Raw genomic sequence first — 21397 nt, forward strand, 5'->3', positions numbered from 1 at the left:
CCGGACCGGCGGCTCGTCACCCGCTGTGCTGCGCCGAGGACGGCCATTCCCCGTCGGCGAATTGCCGCCCCCAGTAGTGGGGGTTGACCTCCGACGAGGTCCGCGCCTCCCGGGCGGTCGGATCGTCCTCCTTGGGGACCGCAACCGCCACGGCCGGTCCCCAGAGGGCCAGTCGCTCCTGGCAGATGCCGCACGGAGGAAGGATCAGGACCCGGTCCTGCTCCGGGTCCCTGCAGACGCAGAAGGACGCGACGACCACCCGGTCCTGCGTGAAGGCCTGTATGAAGGCACCGGTCTCCTGGCAGAGGGCCACTGAACCGTGCAGGTTGTCCAGTCCGACGCTGGTCAGGATCCCGCCATCGGCCGGCCGCACGGCGGCCGCACCACCCGGTTCGCCCGGCGGCCGGCCCCGGTTCATGAGGTCGACGGCGGCGTCCACCAGCGCTTGACCGAGGCGCATCGGCCGGAGTCCGGCACATCCGGCAACCGCATCAGCACAACGGTGCCGGCCCGCACCGCACCCCGGCCCACACCGGCGTCAGACCGCCGACAGGGCCTGTGTCGGGGGCAGGCGCGAGGCGCGCAGGGCGGGGTAGACGCCGGCGGCGGCGCCCACGGCGATCGCGCCGGCCATACCGGTGGCGAGGGCGAGGGGCGGCAGGACGGGCGGCCAGGACTGGGAGATCGCGTATGCGGCCGTGCCGGCCGCTCCGAGCAGGGTGCCGCTGAGCCCGCCGAGCACGGACAGCATGACGGACTCCGTCAGGAACTGCCCCCGGATCTGGCGGCGGTTCGCGCCGAGGGCGCGGCGCAGACCGATCTCGCGGCGTCGTTCCAGGACGGAGACGAACATGGTGTTGGCCACGCCGATGCCGCCGACCAGGAGGGCGACACCCGCGAGACCCAGGAAGAGGGCGGAGAAGGCGTGCTCGGTGGCGCGTTTGGCGGCCAGGGCGTCCGAGGGCCGGCTGACCTGGACCAGTCCGGGCAGCTCGGGGTTGACGGAGTCGGGCAGGACCGCGCGTACCGCCTCGATCCGTGACTCGCGCGCCTTCACGTAGACCACCGTGGGATGCCCGTCGAAGGCCAGGACGTCGCGCGCCGCGTCCCAGCCGACCAAAACGGAACTCTCCAGGTCGGGGGTGAGCGGCATCGGGTCGAGGATGCCGATCACCGTGAACCGGTGCTCGCCGATCGTCACCAGTGGCTCCCGTCCCGGGAGGACCCGGTCGATCCCGAGCCGCGACGCGGCGCGCGTGCCGAGGACGGCTGTCGGGAAGCGCTCGGTGGCCCGGCCGAGGAAGTGGCCCGCGCGTACGGTGCCGCCGACGGTGGACAGCAGGTTGGTCCTGGCGGCGAGAACGGTGATCCCGATGGAGTCGTTGGGGTCGGACAGGTCGGAACGCCGCACGGTCGCGTGGGTGTTGGCGACGGCGGTGGCACTGGTCACCGGGCCGATACGGGCCGCCATCGCGTCCGCCGCCTCCGGCAGCCGGGCCTTCTGCTCGGTGTCGGGCTGGGGCTGGGCGCGCAGCATGTTGGTGCCGAGCGCGGACAGTTCCTCCATGAGCGCCCGCTGGCTGGACGCGGGGATGCCGGTGACGACGACGAGCGTGGCGATGCCGATCGCGATGCCCAGGGCGGACAGCGCGGCGCGGGTCCTGCGGGTGCGCAGGCCCAGCAGTCCCAGCCGCAGGACGTCGAGGGGGGACAGCCGGATCGGTCGGTTCATGCCGGGCTCCCGGCGGTCGTGCGGGTGGCGGTGTCCGAGGCGACGCGGCCGTCGCGCATCTCGATGCGGCGCGGCATGCGGGCGGCGATGTCCCGGTCGTGGGTGATGACGGCGATGGTGGTGCCTTCCTGGTTCAGTCGCGTGAGCAGGTCGAGGACGGCCTGGCCGTTGGCGCTGTCCAGGGCTCCGGTCGGTTCGTCCGCGAGGACGAGGGCGGGTTCGTTGACCAGTGCGCGGGCGATGGCGACCCGTTGGCGTTCGCCGCCTGACAGTTGCTGGGGCAGGTGGCGGGTGCGGTGCGCCAGGCCGACCCGGGCCAGCGCCTCCTCGGCGCGGGGGCGGCGCAGCCGGGACGGCACGCCGGCGTAGAGCAGGCCGGTGGCGACGTTCTCGGTCGCGTCGAGGCCGTCGGTGAGGTGGAAGTGCTGGAAGACGAAGCCCAGCAGCCGTGCGCGCAGCGCGGACAGCCGCCGGTCGGACAGGCCGGCGGCGGCGTGGCCGGCGATCTCGACCGTGCCGCTCGTGGGCTGGTCGAGGGTGCCCATGATGTGCAGCAGCGTGGACTTCCCGGAGCCGGAGGGGCCCACGATGGCCAGGAGTTCCCCCTCCTCGACGGTGAGGGTGACCCCGTCCAGGGCCGTGACGTCGCCCGGGTAGGTCTTGGTCACCTCGCGCACGACGAGGGCGAGGTCGGGTCGCCCGGCGTTCATGAGGAGGTCACCACCGTCATGCCCTCGCCGACCCCCGTGCCGCGCACCTCGACCAGGCCGTCGGCGAACACGCCTGTCTCCACGGCGACCAGGGAGGAGTCGGGCCGTTGCAGGGCGTAGCCGCCTTCGCTGAGCGCGAGGAGCGCGGTGACGGGGACGGCCAGGACGCCCTTGCGGTCGGTCGCGGTGAAGCGGACCTGGACGGAGGCGGAGTCCAGGTCCTTCACGTCCGTTGCCCGCTGTGGCGTGATGGTGACGGCGACCGTGGGCGCGCCGGTCTGAACCGTCTGCTCCTCGCCGGAGCCGCCCTGGACGGCGCGGGCGACGGTGGTGATCCTGCCGGGGACCTCGCGGCTGTCGGGCAGCGTGATCGTCACGCTCTGCCCGGTCCGGAGTGCGCCGACCTCGGTCGCGTCCACGCTGACCGCCACCGACTTCGCGGTGGTGGTGTACGTCAGCAGTTCCCCGGCGACCGGGTCTCCGAGGGCGGCGGTGACGGTGTTGACGCGCGCCCTGCCCGGAAGGACCAGCGCTTGGCCGGGCTTCAGGGTGCCGGTCGCCGTCTGCCCGGTGTCGTGCTGCCAGCGTCGGAGGGCGGCGCTGAGCGCGGGGGTGAACTCGGAGCCGCCGGTCGTGAGACGGGAGGGGCCGGGGTCGGCGGTGTACCCGATGTCGTAGCCGAGGGCCCGAAGGTTGTCCGCCAGCACCGTGACGTCATGGCCGTGCAGCCCGGGCTCGTCCAGTGCGCGGAAGAACGGGGTGTCGCCGAAGAAGACGGTGACGGGCCGGTCGTCCACCCAGTACAGGGGCTTGCCGCGCGCGGTTGTCGCGCCCGGAGGGGGCAGTTTGGTGATCACTCCGGTGCCGTTGCCCTTGAGCGTCCGGAGCGGGCCGTAGCCGAGGGTGCCGGGCAGGGTCCGGTCGGTGGAGAGGTCGGTCTTGACGACCTTGACGGTGTGGAGCGGGATCGGGTGTTCCGGCGCGGTCTGCGGGCTGCCGTGCCGCGCGCTCCAGGCCGCGGTGGCCCCTCCCGCGCCACCGGCGGTCAGGAGCACGGCCAGGGCCACGGTGAGCCGGCGCCGTCGCCGTCTGGGGAGGCGGTGGTCAGCGGTCCTTGCCACCGAAGGCCTCCATCGTGCAGCTCTTGTCGACCTTGGTCTGCTCGGTGTCGCTCATCGTGGTCTGGCCGTCGTAGGTCCAGCCGGAGTTGTCGGGCAGCGCGACGACCTTGAGTCCGTGGGAGTTCAGGCACGTGACGTAGGCGCGGTAGTCGTCGTCGTAGTGCGGGTTCCTGTCACGGTCCAGTTCGGGGGGCTGCAGGGGGAGTTTCCCGGCACAGGTCTTCTGCGCGGCCCGGGCGGTGGGGCTGTTGTCGTGCTGGTCGATGGAGTAGGGGCCACGGGACAGGATCATCTTGTGCCCGTGGTCCTTCAGGCAGGTGGCGTACGCGTTCCAGTAGCGGTCGCGTTCGGCGTCGGAGCTGTCCAGGCGCAGTTGCGGACGGCCTTCCTCGGCGCTTCGTGAGGGCGCGGCACCGGACGCCGTGGCGGACGGCGAGCCCGTCGCCAGGGAGGCGACGTCGCGCTTCCCGGACTCGGCGTCGGTGTGCCCGGCGGACCCGCCGCACCCCGCGAGGAGGGTGGCGCACGCGAGCGCGGCGGCCGCGCCGAGGCAGCGGTGAGGGAGACGTGAGTGGTTCATGCCGCTGGATCGTGGCCGACGGATGTCAGCATCCTGTCAGGAAGTGTTCGTGATCCGGTGGCCCCGGCGCGGACGCCGCCCGGGGCGCCCGAATGCGCCACTTGGCCTACTTATACTCCCGGTCATGAGCGCCCACATATTGGTTGCCGAGGACGACGAGAAACAGGCGGAGCTGCTGCGGCTCTATCTCGAGCACGAAGGGCACTCCGTGACCGTCGTCCACGACGGGCGCGCCGCTCTGGAGGAACTGCGCCGCAATCCCCCGCAGCTCCTCGTGCTGGACGTGATGATGCCGAGGGTCGACGGGCTGGACGTCTGCCGCATCCTGCGCCGCGAGTCCGACCTGCCGGTCCTGATGGTGACCGCCCGCTGCACCGAGGACGACCTGCTGCTCGGCCTCGACTTGGGCGCCGACGACTACATGGCCAAGCCGTACAGTCCGCGGGAGCTCACCGCCCGGGTGCGCACCCTGCTGCGCCGTGCCCGCCCCGCCGCGCCCCGCGTCCCCGAACCGGAACCCGAACCCGATCCGGTGCTGACCGTCGCCGGCCTGAGCATCGACCCGTCCCGGCACCAGGTCACCTGCGACGGCGCCCCCGTGGACTGCACGCCCGGGGAGTTCCGGCTGCTGGAGACGCTCGCCGCCCAGCCGGGCCGGGTCTTCACCCGGGAGCAGATCCTCGGGCACCTGCACGGCACGGGGCGCTACTTCACCGTGCGGACGGTCGACACGCACGTCATGAACCTGCGCCGGAAGATCGAATCCGATCCCGCCCGGCCTGTGCGCCTGCTGACCGTCTACGGTGTCGGCTACGTCCTGTCCGACAGCGCGTGAACGCCCGCTTCCACCGCAGCCTGGTCGTGCGGCTGCTCGCGCTGTCGGTGCTGATCTCCGTGTGCTCGATCGCGGCCACCGCCTGGCTCGCGGTCCGCACAACCGCCCGGGCGATCCGGCAGGAGCAGGGCCAGGCCATCTCGGACGACTCCCGGATCTACGAGGCCCTCGTCGCCAGGGCCGCCACGCACGCCGACTGGCGGGGTGCGCAGGCACTGGTGGACCGCCTCGCCCGGGAGACGGGACACCGCGTCGTCCTCACCACCCAGGACCGCCGGCCGATCGCCGACTCCGACTCCGGCCGGAGGGCCCCGTTGCCCGACCGGGCGTCGGCGACGGTGGACGCGCTGTCCGTCGACGCCGGCATCTCGGGCTCCCGTGGCAGCGACCGCATCGACTCCCGCGCGGTCGGCCCGTTCCGCCTGACACCGGCGGAGCGCACGGAACTGACCGCCCTCGCGCAACGCCGCGTCAACTGCTTCGACCAGATCCCGGGCATTCGCGCCACCATCGCCACGGCCCCCAACGGACGGCCCCGCGTGGACGCGCCGGGCTACACCGGAAGCAGGTGCGCCAACGACGCCCTGGACCGCCCCACCCGCACCGAGGCCCGTGCGCTCGCCCAGCTCGACACCCTGGTCGGCACCTGTCTGAGCCGCCGCGGCAGCGGTCCGGTACGGCTCGCGCCGGACCTGACCTGGACGGGCACGGGAAGCCGTACCCCCGTGGACGATCAGCTGGTCCCCTCGTGCCTCGACAGCGCCCGCCGCGAGCAGCTCGCCTCGTACGTCGCCCCGGCCGCGCTCTTGTTCATCGGCTCCCCGGACCAGGCCGCCGCCGTCTCGCCGTTCGACCTGTCCGCACCCAACCGCCTCCGCATGGCCGCGGTCGTCGGCAGCGTGCTCCTGCTCACCGTCGCCGTCACCGTCGGCCTGGGCCTCCGGTTGGTCAGGCCGCTGCGGGCCCTCACGGCGGCCGCCCACCGCATGAAGGCGGGTGACCTCGCCGCTCGCGTCCAGGTGACCGGCAAGGACGAGATCGGCCGGCTCGCCGAGGTGTTCAACGAGATGTCCCGGCACCGCGCCGAGCTGGAACGGCTGCGCACCGAGATGGTCGGTGACATCGCCCATGAGCTCCGCACTCCGCTGAGCAACATCCGCGGCTGGCTCGAAGCCGCCGACGACGGCGTCGTCCCGGCCGACCGCGCCCTCGTCGGCTCGCTCCTCGAGGAGGCGCTGCTGCTCCAGCACGTCGTGGACGACCTCCGGGACCTCGCCGCCGCCGACGCCGGAGCGTTGCGGCTCCAGAGGGTGCCGTGCGACGTCGCCGAACTCCTCCAGCAGGTCGTCACCGCCCACCGCGGACGCGCCGACCACGCCGGCGTCGTCCTCCGCGCCGAGGACGGGGGCGGCCTCGGCACCGTCGACGCCGACCCGGTCCGCCTCCGTCAGGCTGTGGCGAACCTCGTCTCCAACGCGGTCCGCCACACCCCGTCAGGCGGCACGGTCACGATCCGGGCGCACCGGGAGGACGACACGGTCGTCATCGCCGTGGCCGACACCGGCGGCGGAATCCGGCCCGAGGACCTGCCCCGGGTCTTCGACCGCTTCTGGCGTGCCGAGAAGTCCCGCAACCGCGGTACGGGCGGCAGCGGTCTCGGTCTTGCCATCGTGCGCAACCTCGCTCACGCGCACGGGGGTTCCGTCACCGCCGAGAGCACCTACGGCGAGGGCTCGCTGTTCACGCTGCGTCTGCCGGCCGGGGGTGGGCGTCGGCGTTAGGCGTCCGTACGGGCCGTTCCCCCCTCCGGACCGGGCGGAGCCGAACGGCGCCTTCACGTGCCGTTCGCCGCCAACGCCTCGACACCCGCGCGCAGGGAAGGTCATGGCCGCGACGACGTCGTCACGTGTCGGCGTGGGGCCGAGGGACGAGCACAGCGCCGCCGCCGCGGCGGCCGTCATGCGGGCGTCCCTCTCGTCGGGAGGCGTGTCCATGTCCTCGACCAGACGACGTGCCCCGGCCTCGACGATCTCGGCCATGCGTGCCTTGTGGGGGCCCAGGAGCTGCGGGTTGAGCGCGAGCATGCGCTCGGTGAGTGCGCTCGGCTCATGCGGGTGGTCCGGTTCGCCGTACAGCCAGTGCTCGACGGCGTCGATGATGCTCCAGCCCGGGTGAACAACGTCTTCTCGTCGCCGGACCTCGGGGCGTGGCTCGGCAGGCCGTTCTGGGAGTTGCCGCTCGCCGCGTGGGATCAAGTGCTGGACATCGGCACACGGTCGCACTACGTGGCGAGCGTCCGTGCGGCACCGCTGTTGTTCGCGGCGGGCAGGGGGCTGATCGTCAACATCTCGTCGGCAGGCGCACGCCAGTACTCCCACACCACCGCGTACGGCGTGGGCAAGGCCGCGCTCGACAGGATGACGGCGGGCTCCATGCCGTCCGCCGTGCAGTAGCCCGTGCCGCTCCGGCCCGGTCGGGTCGTGGCGTCAAGGTTCTATACAGCACCGCGCTTCACCTGATCGGATGGTGGAGCCGTTACGCGGAATGCCCCGTGCACTGTCGTGGCGGTACTTCGCCGAATGTGCGCAAGCGGAAAGTCAGTGGGGAAGGTTCGTCGTGTCCGGCATCGCCAAAGAGAACACCGCCGCAGTCGTACCGTTTCGGCACGATCCACGCGAATCTCGACGCTGACGGTTTCAACGACCGAATTGACCCTTGGCGGCCGGTCACATGCCGGCCGGCCGTCAGGAGTTGCAGGGGTTGACGTCTCTCCGGCCACGGCAGGGTCGGCTCAGCCGACGCCCGCTCATCCCGCCCTCCCCAGGGGCCGGAGATCGTCGTGTCACCTGCACGGCAGAGGGCCCGCAACACCACTGCGGCGTTGCGGGCCCCTGAACGCGCACGCGCGACGTGCCGCAGCCGCGGTCGAGGGCCACCACGGGTGCGAGCCCGCTCCCCCGTGCTCCGCGGCGCCTTGGCACAAGCCCCCCGACGTCCGGCGTCCATGTCGTGCCCGCCGGACGTCGGGGACCAAGAAATGTCATCCGCGTGCCTCGTGGCAGAAATTACCGGCGGGGGTGGACAAATGACACCCGCACGCTCCCGGTGAACTGACGGCGCGAAAGGCCCAACCGGCCTGCCCCTGAAAAGCATTCACGCCATGTTCACAACTTCCGGGAATTTCTCCCGGTGGCACTGTCTTCTTTGATTCCGTCCGCCGCGCTCTGCTAGCGTCACCAATCGTCCTCAGGTCGATTGCGAGCGAACGCCGGACGCGGTTCGGCGCCGACAGACGGCAGGCACACCTCCGTAGGGAGTCCGGAGTGCCGCGCAGAACGGCTCATGCCGTGTCAGTCAGCTCGCCCACAGGGCGACATGACCGTCTCAGACACACTCGGGAATAATTGATGACGACAGAGAGAACGACTCGCCGGCGGCATGCCGAACGGCGTCGGCCCGTGCTGCTCGCGGCCGCGGCACTGGCGGTGGCCGGTGCGGTGGCGGTGCCGGTGGTGGCACAGGCGACGGGCGAGAACTCCCCCTCCACCTCCACGCGGCAGGCCGACTTCACGGCCGCGGCCGCGGAGTTCGACGTACCGGAGCAGGTGCTGCTCGCGGTGGCGTACCAGGAGTCGGCGTGGGACGCGCATGCCGGGCAGCACAGCACCGATGGCGGTTACGGGCCGATGCATCTCACAGATGTCACGCCGTCGATGCTCTCCGCCGGTGACGCCGGCATGGCCGGCCGGGCGGACGTGGCCGAACTGGCCGCGGACCCGGCACTGCACACGCTCCAGGCCGCGGCGAAGCTCACCGGCCTGTCCGTGAAGGACCTGCGCGAGAACGCGACGGCCAACATCCGTGGCGGGGCCGCCCTGCTGGCGTCGTACCAGGAGGCGACCGGCGGGAAGGCTTCGACGGATCCGGACGACTGGTACGGCGCGGTGGCCCGCTACAGCCAGTCCACGCAACGGCAGGGCGCCCGGGCGTTCGCCGACCGGGTCTACGCCACGTTGAAGAAGGGCGCGAAGCGCACCACGGCCGACGGTCAGCGGGTGGCACTGGCGGCCGGGCCGGGAGTGACCCCGGCCACCGGCCAGCTGGACCGTCTGCGCCTGACCACGGCGGCGACGACGGACACCGAGTGCCCCACCACCGTGGACTGCACCTTCGTGCCGGCCGCCCCGTCCAACGGCCAGGTGTCCGACCGCCCGGCCAACGGGATCCGGATCGACTCGATCGTCATCCACGACACCGAGTCCTCGTACGAGTCGGCGATCGCCACGTTCCAGACGGCGGGCGGGAGTTCCGCGCACTACGTGATGCGGTCCGCCGACGGTGCGGTCACGCAGATGGTCCCCACGAAGGACCTGGCGTTCCACGCGGGCAACTACTCCACCAACATGCACTCCATCGGCATCGAGCACGAGGGCTACGCCGCACACGGGGCGACCTGGTACACCGAGGCCCAGTACGAGGCCACGGCGGAGCTGGTGACCTACCTGGCCGAGCGCTTCGACATCCCGCTCGACCGGCAGCACGTCATCGGTCACGACAACGTTGTCGGCCCGACGTCGGCGACCGTGTCGGGCATGCACTGGGACCCGGGACCGTCCTGGGACTGGGAGCACTTCATGGCCCTGGTCGGCGCCCCGCTGACCGGCAGGCACGGTGTCGGCCAGGTCGGCAGCGTCGTCACCATCGCCCCCGGCTTCGCCGGCAACCGGCAGACCGTCCAGATCTGCCCGTCCGACGACCCGACCGGCGCCACGCCTGCCTGCACGGACGTCGAGCAGCCCGCCAACTTCGTCTACCTGCGCACCGCGCCGGACGACACCGCGCCGCTCTTCGGCGAGCAGTCCATCCACCCCGGCGCCGCCGGGACGAACCGGATCAACGACTGGGGCAGCACCGCCCAGGCCGGCCAGCAGTTCGTGGTCGCCGGCAAGCAGGGCGCCTGGACCGCGATCTGGTTCAGCGGCAGCAAGGTCTGGTTCCACAACCCGAAGGGCCGGAACACCGTCCCCGCCCACGGCGTGACCGTCGTCAAGAGCGGCAGGACCTCCGACACCCCGCCGGTGAAGGTCTACGGCTCCAGCTACCCGGACGCCGCGGAGTACCCGGCCGGGTACGGCGCCTCCACCCAGGCCCCGCTGAGCATGTACAGCATCCCGTCCGGCCAGGCGTACGTCGCCACCGCGCCGCCCGCCCTGACCGACGACTACTTCAAGGCCGACGGCAAGGTCGTCTTCGGCGCCAAGAAGATGTTCACCATCCAGTACAACCACCGCACCGCGCTGGTCTACGAGGGCGACGTCAGCGCCAAGCGCCCGGTCAACCCTCCCAGCCACGGCTGACGCACGGCACGGCACCGCATCCGTGGTGGTGTCCGGGGCATCCGCGCCCCGGACACCACCACGCGTGCTCGTCGCGCGGCCCGTCCAGGCCGTCGCCGTACGGGCGTCCGTCAGGCGAGGGCGAGGAACTCGGTTGTCGGGGTCGCGGAACACGACGGTCGAGTAGGCGAACGGCTCGGTCTCGTCCCTGATGGGTGTGTGCGCGATGCCCAGCTCGTCGAGCCAGGTCATCCAGGACTCGAGGTCGGTGCGGGAGCCGACCTGGAAGGAGATGTGGTCAAGACCGGTCCGGGATTCGAGGAAGCCCTCGTGCTGGTTCCCCGTGTTCTTGTGCAACCCGATCACCAGGCCGGAATCCGGGGTGACCAGCAGCACCCCGTACCCCGTCGATTCCCGGTAGAGGTGGTTGAACCTGTAGTCGACGCGTTCGGCGCTGAACAGCCGCTGGTACCAGTCCAGGCTGCCCTCCAGGTTGGACACGGTGAAGGAGAGGTGGTGGACCCCGGTGATCCTGGGGCCGGCGATGACCTGGGCCATGGCATACCTCCGGTGGCGAGTGCTGGGCCCCTCCGTCGCGGCGTCCGCGACGGGCACGAGCCGGCGCCGCCCGAGAACGGGACGCGAAAGTGCCGATGTTCCCTATGGATCGATTGTCGGCGGGCGCCGCTTGGGGGTGCACATCGTGTGGGATTCGGCGTGGACGGTCTGCGGCAGCACACAAGGCCTTCTGAAAATGCGTGCCACGCCATGGAAGATCCGTGCCACGGACGTACCGGATCCATTCCGCGGGGCGCGTGGCGAGTTGTTGAATTCCGAACCAGTAGTACACTCGAACACGCACGCATCGGTTGGCAAGGCATCGATCGCTCGGCACCTCCGGTGGAGGATCGCGAAGTGATCGTGAGAGGGTGCAGGTGGAATACGAGCGATCGGCAGGCTTGGCGACCGCCATGCCGAGTCCCGACAGCACCATCACCTACCGCGCCGGAATGCGCCTCACCGCCGAACAGGCGGAATCCTCCGAGCGGCATTTTCGTCACCGGGAACACAACCCTTTCGGAGAGCACGGTCCGTTCTCGCACCTCACACGCCTCGCCGTCCCGCACTCCGCCGCTTCTCGCGGATTTCGCTTCGACGCACGTGGCCAGCTCATCGACGGATTGCTGTCCGCCCAGGTCTACGTCGATTCCCTGACAGGGGTTTCCGGGAAGAACCTGCCCCAGGATCCGATCGTCGCCGACGTGGTGACCTCGGGCTGGATCGAGTTTCTGGCGGGCAAGAAGACGTACTACGTCAAACCAGGACAGATCTGCATCCGCGACACGAAGGCCTCCTGGCGGTTCTCCTGCTCGTCGGCCACGAATGTGCACGTCATCTCCATCCCGCGTCACCTGGTGCTCCCGCACGTCGGATCGGGGAAACATCTGGGCCAGGCTTACGTCGCCGACACCTCGGCGCCCGAGGTGCGGTTCCTCCTCAACTACCTCGAGGCGGTGCGGAGCAGCAGCCGGGAACTGGAGACGTCGGACACAGCACGGCGCATGGCGCGTGACGCCTGCGCAACCCTGTTCTCGGGCATCTTCTCGGAACGTCCCGGTTCGGCGCTCGACGACCACCCCGGGGCCATCGTGGCGGCCGCCAGGAACGTCATCGAAAGGCATCTCGAAAGCGGAGACCTGTCTCCGGCGATGGTCGCCCGGCACGTGGGAGTGTCCCTTCGGACGCTGCACCGGAGCTTCTCGGCCGCGGACGACTCCGTGATGGCCTGCGTCCGCAGGCGGCGTCTACAGAAGGCCCACGACGAACTCGTGGACCCGGACACCACGGCCGGGATCGCCGAGATCGCGGCACGCTGGCGCTTCTCGGACACCAGTCACTTCATCAGGAACTTCAAGTCGGGTTACGGGGCCACTCCCGCCGCGTACGTGCGGGACCGCCGAGCCGTCGGCGGTGGCGACGACCCGGGCCGCGGCATCCTGTAGGCCCCGGGCCCTGTCATCGCTCGAAGGTGCCGTACATGGTCGCCCGCGCGATCGCGTGCGTGAACAGCTGGAACTCCATGAGGGCGGGTGCCGTCGTCTCGGACACGTCCAGCTTCTCCACGTCGACGGCGTGCACCACGAGGAAGTAGCGGTCCGGGCCGTTCCCCGGAGGTGTCGCCGGACCGAGGTACCTCCGGTAGCCGGCGTCGTTGGGCAGCGTCACCGCTCCGCCCGGCAGCGCGCTTCCGTCCCCCGCCCCGGCCGGCAGGTCGGTCACGGAGGCGGGGAGGTTGGCCACGGCCCAGTGCCAGAAGCCCGAGGCGGTGGGCACGTCGGGGTCGAACATCGCGACCGTGAAACTACGGGTCCCCTCGGGGAAGCCGGACCAGCTCAGCTGCGGTGAGACGTCCGATCCGCCCGCTCCCAGGATGCCGCTGACGTGCTCGCGCGCCAGTTGCCCGCCGTCGGCCAGGGACTGCGAGGTCACCGAGAACGCCGGGATCGGCGGCATGAAGTCGTAGGGGGCATAGGGCTTGATCATGACGGTCCCTCGCTTTCGGCTACGACGTGCCGCCCGCGCTCTCGCCGATCCAGACGGTCTTGGCGTTCATGAACTCGCGCATGCCAAGGTCCGACAGTTCGCGTCCGTACCCGCTGCGCTTCACGCCGCCGAAGGGGATCTCCGGGTAGCTGGTCGTGTTGCCGTTGATGAAGGCCATGCCCGACTGCACGTCACGTACGAACAGCGCCCGGTCCGCCTCGTCCTCGCTCCACAGGTTGGAACCCAGCCCGTACGGGTGGCCGTTGGCGATCCGGAGTGCCTCCTCCAGCGAGGACACCGTCCACACCTGCGCCACCGGACCGAAGACCTCCTCGTGGAACATCTTCATGTCGGCGGTGACGTCGGTGAGCACCGTGGGAGGGTAGAACCAGCCGGGCCGGTCCGGTCGTTCCCCGCCCACCAGCACCGTCGCCCCCTTGCTCACGGCATCGTCCACGTAGGCCTCCACGTCACGGCGGCCGGACTCGGTGGCCAGCGGGCCGACGTCGGTCCCGTCGTCCATCGGGTCCCCCACGACCAGCGCGCCCATCTTCGCGACGAACATCCCGATGAAGGTCTCGGCGATGTCCGCGTGGACGAAGAACCGCTTGCCGTTGATGCACGACTGCCCGTTGTTGAGGCATCGTGCCCTGACCGCGGCGTCGGTGGCCCGCTCCAGGTCCGTGGACGGCATCACGATGAAGGGGTCGGAACCGCCGAGTTCGAGGACCACCTTCTTGATCGCGTCCCCGGCGATGGCGGCCACCGACCGTCCCGCGGGCTCGCTGCCGGTGAGCGTCGCGGCCGCCAGGCGCTCGTCCCGCAGCACCTGCTCGACCCGTCCGGAGGAGATCAGCAGGGTCTGGAACACGTCGTCCGGGAAGCCGGCCTCACGGAACAGCCGCTCCATGTAGAGAGCGGTCCGGGGCACGTTGGAGGCGTGCTTGAGCAGGCCCACGTTGCCCGCCATCAACGCGGGCGCGGCGAACCGCATCGCCTGCCACAGCGGGAAGTTCCACGGCATCACCGCCAGGACCACACCGAGCGGCTGGTAGGTGACGTACGTCCGCCGCGCACCGACGCTCGGGCCGTCACCGGGCCGGTCCCGCAGGAACGCGGGTGCCTCGGCGGCGTAGAAGCGCAGCCCGCGCACGCACTTGACCACTTCCTCCCGGGCGGACCGGAGCGTCTTGCCCATTTCCGTGGTGAGCAGCCGGGCGACGGCGTCGGCCTCCTTCTCCAAGTGGTCGGCGGCCTGTCCGACCCATCCCGCTCGCTGCTCCGGTGTCGTCAGGCGGTACGACGCGGCCGCGGCGGCCGCCCGGGCCAGTTTGTCCTCGAGTTCCCCGGGGGTGAGTTCGTCGAACCGTTCGAGGACCTCGCCGGTCACGGGGCTGATCGTTGCGATGGCCATGCTTCCACGCTAGGACCGGCCATTCCGACCGGCAATTCAGGCCGCGCCTCGAGGCATCCGGCGTCGCGGCGACGTCAGCGCCACGGGGAGGTCGTCGTACCGGCCGCCGTGCGCGGCGAGCGGGCAGCGTCGATCGCGCGCCGCAGACTGGCCAGCCAGATGGCGGCGTCCACGGCGTAGTACAGCAGCGGGTCGGGGGCCCGGCCGGGCGACGCGAGGCAGACGTCGTGGATCACGGTCGTGTCGGCCGGGGCGTCGTCGGTGGTGCCGTCCACGGGGGCGGCCTGCGCCTCGCCCGAGCGCAGTGCGTGGCTGAACGGCAGCGTGGACAGCCGTAGCCTGTGGGCGGCGTCGCGTAGGTGCGTGGCGCTCCGCGGCCAGGCGGACAGCGCGCCCGGCGGGCAGTTGTCCAGCAGGACCTGCCCCATCGTGATGACCCGGTTGCCCACCAGCATGATCACCTGGAAGTCGGTGTCGGAGGCCGCCCCTTCGCGCCGCGGGGGGTGTCGTTCGGTGGCGTACTCGGCGTAGCTCGCCTCCGCGATCCGCTGCGCGAGCCTCGCCCTGGGCAGGGCGTCGGTGACCCGCACGCCCTCGGTGATGGTGCCGGTCACGTCCGTGACCGCGCGGGTGCCCTCGTCCAGCACGCGCGCGCAGGCCCTCCGCAGCTCCCCGGTGCCGCCGTGAGGCCACGCGAGCAGTCCGACGACCGCACCGATCAGCGCCCCGGCCAGCACGTCCAGCACCCGGGCTGCCGCCAGCTCGGGCCCGCTGGGGGCCACCTGCGCGAAGGCCGCCGCCACGGTGAGGGTGAAGAACGCCTGCCCCCATCCCGGACCCAGCACCGTGCCCGACGCGAACGCCAGCAGCATGCAGGGCGGCAGCATCACCGTGTACACGGCCGGCGCGTCCGCGGCGAAGTGCAGGATCAGTGCCGCGACGACCGCCCCTGCGAGTGTCCCGCGCAGCGCGGGCCGCAGAGCGGTACGGGTGTCGGCGGCACTCGTCCGCATCACGGTCAGGGTCGTCAGCAGCGCCCAGAAGCCGTGCGCCAGGCCCAGCTGGCCCACGACCAAGCGCGCCGCCGCAAGGGCCACCGCGATGCGCACCGCGTTCTGGAAGCACACCGACCGCGGGGTGAGATGGGCCAGCACCCGCCGGTAGTACAACTCCGCCGTCGACCGGCCCACGTACCAGAACGCGCCCCGTACCTCCGGAGACGCGGTCCCGGCGGGCACCGGGGCGCCCAACGCGATCCGGGTCGCCGCCACCACCAGGTCCGCCGTGTGCGTGATGTCGAGGGCGATCGCGCCGTTCCGCACCATCGTCGCCGAGTCCGTGCCCGCCTCGCGCGGTTGGCCGCGGTGCGACTCGAACGCCCGCACCGCGTCGCCGCACAGGGCCGGCATCGGCGGCGGTGCCTTCCCCGTCAGGGCCCGCGCCACGTCCTCGCACGTGGCGGCGGACGCCAGCAGCAGCCCCTTCGCGACGGGTTCGCTCAGTGCCGCCCCCTCGGCCGCCGACTCCTCCAGCTGCCGTGCCTGCGCCAGCAGATGTCGCATGTGCCCGGCGCCCTCGGACAGCGCCCGGTCCCGCGCCGACGCCGACACCGGACGCTCGTCGGCGGGTACGTGACTCATGCGCAGCGCCTGCGACACCTCCAGCAGCAGCGCCGGGTCGGAGCGCCGCGGCGGATCCGCCGCCAAGCCGTACAGGGCACCGGCGGCCACCTGCCCCGCCCGCGCCAGCCGGTCGTGGTAGCGGCCCGGACACGCCGCCGGCCACAGCCACAGCTCGGCGGCCGCCATCAAGGCCATCCCGGCGACCAGGCCCGTGAGCCGCAACCCCAACGTCGAAGGCGCGTACGGCGGGAAGCACGGCAGGATGTAGAACAGCTGCAGCCCGTTGGCCAGCCCGACGAACTTCGGCCCGCCGACCCCGCTGTACGTCACGAGGAACCCCACCACGAGCATCCCCAGCGCCGCCGCCCACCCGTACGCCGCCAGCCCTGTACCGAGCGTCACCAGCGCCATCGCGAGCGGCAGCACCGCCAGCAGCGTCACCGCCCGCTGACGCGGCGTCCCCGGCACGGACGACAAGCCACCCGCCGCGACGGCACCGAAGAGGGCGTAGATCGCGACCGTCCGGTCGCCCAGCCCGTACCGCGCGGCATAGAACCCCGCGCACGCGACCACCGTGACGCGTGCGGCACGGCGTACCGCCGCCAACCCGCGATCCCGGGCCCGCAGCCACTCCGTCCAGCGCCGCACTCCCACCGGTCAACCGTAGGCCTCGGTGGGTGGCCGGGCGACCGCGCGCCTGCTCAGCGGACGTCGAACGTCCCGCCGGCGCCGGCGACGCACAGCGGCACGGGCCCGCTCCAGCGCGCCGGTGCCGCCGTGCGACCACGCATCCGGCGTGGCACTCCCCTCCACCAACCGTAGGTCCCGGCCGGGCAGCGGGCCACCGCGCGATCCTGCGGTACCGCGGTGCCGCCGCTCCCGCCCGGAGGGCGTGAAGTGGCACGCACATTCAACCGAGTTGCGGTCAGCGACCGGACGGCGACGGATCGCACTCCCCCGCCCTCGGCTCCGGATGCGCGGCGTCGGCTGGCGCAGGACCCTGGAGGTATCCGAAGCGGAGCGGCGGCCACCTCGACCGGCGCAGCATTGCGAGATCGTCACGCTGCACCGGCACGTAGTGCTGCCCGCCGGCGAAAGCGAGGCACCCCCATGCAGATGCAAGCAGCTCGGATGCACGGGTACAAAGAGCCCCTGCGCGTCGAAGACGTCCCCATGCCCGACCCGGCGCCGGACGAGATCCTGCTGAAGGTCGCCGCGACCGGCATGTGCCGCAGCGACTACCAGCTCCTCAACGGCTACTTCGAGGGCCCGTTCCCCGTGGACCTCCCCTACATCCCCGGCCACGAGGTCACCGGCCGGGTGGCGGGGATGGGCAGCGCCGTACCGAAATCGGTGGGCTACTCCGAGGGCGACATGGTCGTGGTCAACCCTAGCTGGGGCGACGGCACTTGCCGCCAGTGCCGGGAGGGCAACGAACAGCTGTGCAGCGGCAACGGCAGGTGGGTGGGCTTCGGACCTCCCGGAGGCTTCGCCGAGTACATGGCCGTGGAATGCCGCCACGCGATCCCCGTCTCGGAGAACGCGGCGAAGACGCCCGAGGTCCTCGCCCCGATGACCGACGCGGGCATGACCCCGTACCGCGGGATGCGCAAGCTCCGGGACACCGGCAAGCTCGGCCCAGGCCGTACCGTCGCCGTCACGGGCATCGGGGGCCTGGGCAGCTACGCCGTCCAGTACGCGAAGCTGCTCGGCGGCGGAGCGACCGTGGTGGCCCTCGCCCGCAAGGACGGCAAGCTGGACGTGGCGAAGGAGAACGGCGCCGACTACGGGATCAACGTCCGCGACAAGTCCACCGAGACCATCCAGGACGAGCTGGAACAGCTCACCGGCCGCAGGACGATCGACGCCATCCTGGACTGCGTCGGCAGCAACGCGTCCATCTCCATGGGGTTCGACCTGCTGGGCCCCGAAGGGGTACTGGCGGCCGTCGGCCTCATGAGCCACCACGTCGAGCACAAGCAGTTCCCCTTCGTGGGCACGGAACTGACCTACATGGGTTCCTTCTGGGGCAACCACCTGGACCTCGTCGAGGTGCTCTCCCTGGCCGAAGCCGGCCTCGTCAAGCACAACGTCACCAAAGTCAGGCTCGAGGACATCAACGACAACCTCGAGGCCCTCGGCCACGGCGACGTCATCGGCCGCCAGGTCATCGTCTTCGAATGACGCCCGCGCGGCCGCGCGGTAGGTAGGCCGGCCCGCCGACGGCACGGCTCACGTGCGCGCCGCCCGCCTGTTTCAGGTGGGCGGCAGCGTCTTGTCGGTCGCCGTCAGATGACCGAACACCTCCTCGGGCCGCCCTCTTGGGCGGCCGCCGCGCCGAAGAACGGATTTCCGTGGGCGGTGCTCTCGTGCGCCTGCGAACGTGCCTCGTCCGCGAGGGCGTTGATGCACCCAGCGGTGGCGAACCACTCGTCGAACCAGCTGTCGTGGCTCCCGGGCTGATCCGTTCGGCGGCGGCCTCGACCTCGCCGAAGTCGGCGCCCCCGTAGGCGATACGCCCCGGCGAACGAAGTGTGGGGAAGCCTCACGCGGCGGGGTTCTCCGGGGTCAGACGTTCTGAATCTCGATATGCCGGACCGGAACGTCCCGGCCGTACCGTTGGTGCGTGCGGTCGAAGGGAACCATCATGACCAGCGAGAACTTCACCCGTCGGTATCTCGGCGCAGGCAATTACGCCCCTCTCACCGAAGAGGTGAGCGCGTCCGACCTGCCCGTCACCGGCGAGTTGCCGCGCGACTTGAACGGGCGCTACCTGCGGATCGGACCGAACCCGCGGGGCGAGGTCGACCCGGCCACCCACCACTGGTTCAACGGCGCCGGGATGGTGCACGGCATCCGGCTCCGCGACGGCAAGGCCGAGTGGTACCGCAGCCGCTTCGTCGAGAGCGAGCAGGGCGCGCCCAACACCAACGTCCTCAGCCACGCCGGGCGCATCCTCACCCTCATCGAGGCCGGCAGGCCGCCGGTGGAGATCAGTCCCGACCTCGCCCGCATGGCGGTCTGGGACTGCGAGGGCGCACTCGACCGCGGCTTCACCGCGCATCCGAAGGTCGACCCGGCGACCGGCGACATGCACGCCATCACCTACAACCTGCGGTTCAGCTCCCTCCGGTACGTCGTCCTCGGAGCCGACGGCAAGGCCAGGCACAGCAGTGACATCGAGGTCGACGACGGCCCGATGGTGCACGACATGGCGCTGACCGAGACACGCGTCGTCGTGCTCGACCTCCCGGTCACCCTGGCCGCCGCCAAGCGTCTCGCGCAGGCCGGCGGGCCCCTGACCAAACTTCCCCTGACCTGGGACGAACGTCACGCGGCGCGGATCGGGATCCTGCCGATCGGCGGGACGGCCGGGCAGGTGCAGTGGATCGAGGCGCCGCGCTGCTTCGTGTTCCACGTCCTCAACGCCTTCGACAACGCCGACGGCTCGCTGACGATGGATGTCGTGCGGTACGACCGCATGTTCGTCCACGACGTCTGGGGCCCCAGCGAATCGACCCCGACCCTGGTGCGCTGGACGGTGAACCCGGCCCTGGGCACGGTCGGGGAGGAGGTGATCAGCCAGTTCCGCGTGGAGTTCCCGCGGATCGACCCCGCGCTGACCGGCCGGGCACACCGCTACGGATGGTTCGCGGGCTTCAGCGCACACGGTCTGATGATCACCGACGACGTGGAACGCGACCCGACCGACGGCTTCGGCACCGGACCGTTGATCAAGGTCGACACCCACACAGGCGTCACCAGCGTCCACGACTACGGCCCCGGACGCGTCACGATGGAGCCCGCGTTCGTCCCGCGGCCGGACGCCACGGACGAGGACGACGGCTGGATCCTCTCGGTCGTCCACGACGTGAACGTCAACCGCGGCGAACTGGTCGTCCTCGACGCAGCCGACCTCACCGCCGCTCCGGTCGCCAGGGTGCACCTGCCCAGCCGGGTCCCCTTCGGCTTCCACGGCAACTGGATCGACGACAAGAACATCACCGGCTGACCGCCTGGCGGCGAGCCCCTGCTCCGTGGCCGCCGTGCCCCGTTCAATTGCCTTGTCGCGATGACACGGGGGCGGCGATTCTGGATCGGTGCCAGGACAGGGGAAGAGGAAGCGGCGCCAAGAAGCGGCGAGGCAGCGGGTCGCCGCCCGCACCGCGCCGGGCGAGGGCCGGTGGGAAGTGGTCTTCGAGACACGGGACCAGGCGGAGTTGCGCACGCACCTGCGTCGTCTGCAGGAGGCGCGGGTCGACGAGGCCACGATCCGGATCGACATGCTCTGCGGCCGGCTCGTGCAGCCGACCACGTATCGGCTGAGCCGGTTCGTGGCGGCACCCTGACGATTGGTCCTGTGGTGGGCGGGCCGGACGGGCGCGGTCGCCCGGCCGGATCACCGGCAGGTCGTCAACGGGGCGTCAGCAACCCGCCGGAGCCGCCGCCTGACCGTCGACGGGGAGGTCCAGCCGGCCGGCCACGGAGGTGAGGGCCGTTCCCAGCGGGAGCTCGACGCGGGCGAGGGCGTACTGGTCGCCGCGGGTCGGGTCCCGGTTCACGATGAGCACCGGCTTCCCGGCCTGGGCCGCCTGCCGGACGAACCGCAGCCCGGACATCACCGTCAGCGACGATCCCAGCACCAGCAGCGAGGACGCCTCACGGACCAGCTCGCGGCACCGCTCGACCCGTCCCGGCGGAACGGCCTCGCCGAAGAACACCACGTCCGGCTTGAGGACGCCGCCGCAGACCGTACAGGGCACCACACGGAAGTCCCCGACCTGGTCGTCGGTGAGGTCGGCGTCACCGTCCGGATTGATCCCCGCGGCCACCGGCTCGAAGCCGGCGTTGGCCTCCTCCAGCCGCCGGGCGAGTTCGCCGCGCGGGCTGAGGGCGCCGCAGGAAAGGCAGACCACCCGGGCCAGGCTTCCGTGGAGCTCCACCACGTCGTCGCTGCCGGCGGCCTGGTGCAGGCCGTCGACGTTCTGGGTGATCGCACCCGAGAGCAGGCCGTGCCGCCCGAACGCGGCCACCACACGGTGCCCGGCGTTGGGGCGGGCGCGGCCGAAGGTCCGCCAGCCCAGGTGGCTGCGCGCCCAGTACCGGCGCCGGGCCTGTGCGCTGCCGGTGAAGTCCTGGTAGGTCATCGGGGTGTGCCGGCTCAGGCTCCCGCCCTCGCCGCGATAGTCGGGGATGCCCGACTCCGTGGAGATGCCCGCCCCGCTGAGCACCAGCACCCCACCGGCCCTCAGCGCATCGGCGACCGGCTCCAGATCCGTGGTGCCCGGTGGTAGGTCCTCGGGAGGGGTCCAGCTCAGGGTGGGGCGCATGCGCATGCCGCAAGGGTACGCAACGGCGTTCCCCAACGCGTCCTGCGCCTGCTCCAGCGGGAAGCGGTGCGTGACGATCACGGCGAGCGGGAACCGCTTATGGCACATCCGGGTGATCCGGATCGTGTCGTACACGTGCCGCGGGGTCGTGCAGGCCGAGCCGATGACACGGA

The 21397-nt window shown here is 71.5% G+C and carries 17 protein-coding genes and 1 pseudogene; 8 read left to right on the forward strand and 10 right to left on the reverse strand.

The genetic code is table 11. From position 1 onward, the window contains the following. Positions 1–16: 16 nt before the first annotated feature. From ACFYYN_RS32820 to ACFYYN_RS32840, 5 genes are all read right to left on the reverse strand, one after another. Positions 17–460, reverse strand: coding sequence for a cytidine deaminase (locus ACFYYN_RS32820; RefSeq protein ID WP_500548627.1), 444 nt, complete (start codon positions 458–460; stop codon positions 17–19). 78 nt (positions 461–538) lie between these two features. Next, entirely contained in the window at positions 539–1732 is a 1194-nt protein-coding gene (locus ACFYYN_RS32825) for an ABC transporter permease (RefSeq protein WP_500548628.1), read from the reverse strand. Next, the gene (locus tag ACFYYN_RS32830) at positions 1729–2442 is read right to left on the reverse strand and encodes an ABC transporter ATP-binding protein (protein ID WP_500548629.1); all 714 of its coding nucleotides are present in this window, start codon (positions 2440–2442) and stop codon (positions 1729–1731) included. Before ACFYYN_RS32830 ends, ACFYYN_RS32825 begins: the two co-directional genes overlap by 4 nt. Further along, positions 2439–3563: an efflux RND transporter periplasmic adaptor subunit gene (locus ACFYYN_RS32835; protein WP_500548630.1), complete on the reverse strand. Its 1125-nt coding sequence runs from the start codon at positions 3561–3563 to the stop codon at positions 2439–2441. Before ACFYYN_RS32835 ends, ACFYYN_RS32830 begins: the two co-directional genes overlap by 4 nt. Next, positions 3547–4143 carry a hypothetical protein gene (locus ACFYYN_RS32840; protein ID WP_500548631.1) on the reverse strand — a complete coding sequence of 199 codons (597 nt, stop codon included), beginning with the start codon at positions 4141–4143 and terminating at the stop codon, positions 3547–3549. Before ACFYYN_RS32840 ends, ACFYYN_RS32835 begins: the two co-directional genes overlap by 17 nt. Positions 4144–4267: 124 nt before the next feature. On the opposite strand from ACFYYN_RS32840, the gene ACFYYN_RS32845 reads away from it, so the two are divergent. The 4 genes from ACFYYN_RS32845 (at position 4268) to ACFYYN_RS32860 (ending at position 10335) form a co-directional block, all read left to right on the forward strand. Next, positions 4268–4978, forward strand: a complete 711-nt coding sequence (locus ACFYYN_RS32845) for a response regulator transcription factor (RefSeq protein WP_500548632.1) — start codon at positions 4268–4270, stop codon at positions 4976–4978. Then, the gene (locus ACFYYN_RS32850; RefSeq protein ID WP_500548633.1) at positions 4975–6759 is read left to right on the forward strand and encodes a sensor histidine kinase; all 1785 of its coding nucleotides are present in this window, start codon (positions 4975–4977) and stop codon (positions 6757–6759) included. The genes ACFYYN_RS32845 and ACFYYN_RS32850 overlap by 4 nt, the downstream gene beginning before the upstream one ends. A 327-nt stretch (positions 6760–7086) precedes the next feature. Further along, positions 7087–7431 (forward strand): SDR family NAD(P)-dependent oxidoreductase, encoded by a 345-nt coding sequence (locus ACFYYN_RS32855; RefSeq protein WP_500548634.1) that lies wholly within the window; start codon positions 7087–7089, stop codon positions 7429–7431. 954 nt (positions 7432–8385) lie between these two features. Next, a complete protein-coding gene (locus tag ACFYYN_RS32860; protein WP_500548635.1) occupies positions 8386–10335 on the forward strand; it encodes an N-acetylmuramoyl-L-alanine amidase in 1950 nt (649 codons plus the stop codon). Between the two features lie 147 nt (positions 10336–10482). Here ACFYYN_RS32860 and ACFYYN_RS32865 read toward each other — a convergent pair. Beyond that, a pseudogene (locus tag ACFYYN_RS32865) lies at positions 10483–10872 on the reverse strand (VOC family protein); the annotation flags it as partial. A gap of 413 nt (positions 10873–11285) precedes the next feature. Between ACFYYN_RS32865 and ACFYYN_RS32870 the strand changes: the two are divergent. After that, complete coding sequence (locus ACFYYN_RS32870) at positions 11286–12317, forward strand: AraC family transcriptional regulator (RefSeq protein WP_500548636.1); 1032 nt, start codon at positions 11286–11288, stop codon at positions 12315–12317. Positions 12318–12330: 13 nt separating this feature from the next. Here ACFYYN_RS32870 and ACFYYN_RS32875 read toward each other — a convergent pair whose 3' ends face one another. The 3 genes from ACFYYN_RS32875 to ACFYYN_RS32885 form a co-directional block, all read right to left on the reverse strand. Further along, complete coding sequence (locus ACFYYN_RS32875) at positions 12331–12858, reverse strand: YbhB/YbcL family Raf kinase inhibitor-like protein (protein WP_500548637.1); 528 nt, start codon at positions 12856–12858, stop codon at positions 12331–12333. A 19-nt stretch (positions 12859–12877) separates the two neighbouring features. Then, positions 12878–14272 (reverse strand): NADP-dependent succinic semialdehyde dehydrogenase, encoded by a 1395-nt coding sequence (locus tag ACFYYN_RS32880; protein ID WP_500548638.1) that lies wholly within the window; start codon positions 14270–14272, stop codon positions 12878–12880. Between the two features lie 74 nt (positions 14273–14346). Further along, a complete protein-coding gene (locus tag ACFYYN_RS32885; protein ID WP_500548639.1) occupies positions 14347–16548 on the reverse strand; it encodes an FUSC family protein in 2202 nt (733 codons plus the stop codon). Positions 16549–17025: 477 nt separating this feature from the next. Between ACFYYN_RS32885 and ACFYYN_RS32890 the strand changes: the two genes are divergently transcribed. From ACFYYN_RS32890 to ACFYYN_RS32900, 3 genes are all read left to right on the forward strand, one after another. Continuing rightward, on the forward strand, positions 17026–18078 hold the full coding sequence (locus ACFYYN_RS32890) for an NAD(P)-dependent alcohol dehydrogenase (RefSeq protein WP_500548640.1): 1053 nt from the start codon (positions 17026–17028) through the stop codon (positions 18076–18078). A 463-nt stretch (positions 18079–18541) separates the two neighbouring features. Next, positions 18542–19906, forward strand: a complete 1365-nt coding sequence (locus ACFYYN_RS32895) for a carotenoid oxygenase family protein (protein WP_500548641.1) — start codon at positions 18542–18544, stop codon at positions 19904–19906. 88 nt (positions 19907–19994) lie between these two features. After that, complete coding sequence (locus ACFYYN_RS32900) at positions 19995–20243, forward strand: hypothetical protein (protein WP_500548642.1); 249 nt, start codon at positions 19995–19997, stop codon at positions 20241–20243. 75 nt (positions 20244–20318) lie between these two features. Here ACFYYN_RS32900 and ACFYYN_RS32905 read toward each other — a convergent pair whose 3' ends face one another. Continuing rightward, a complete protein-coding gene (locus tag ACFYYN_RS32905; RefSeq protein ID WP_500329221.1) occupies positions 20319–21230 on the reverse strand; it encodes an NAD-dependent protein deacetylase in 912 nt (303 codons plus the stop codon). Positions 21231–21397 lie beyond the last annotated feature (167 nt).

Source organism: Streptomyces sp. NPDC001902, assembly GCF_042891295.1.
Classification (GTDB): Bacteria; Actinomycetota; Actinomycetes; order Streptomycetales; family Streptomycetaceae; genus Actinacidiphila.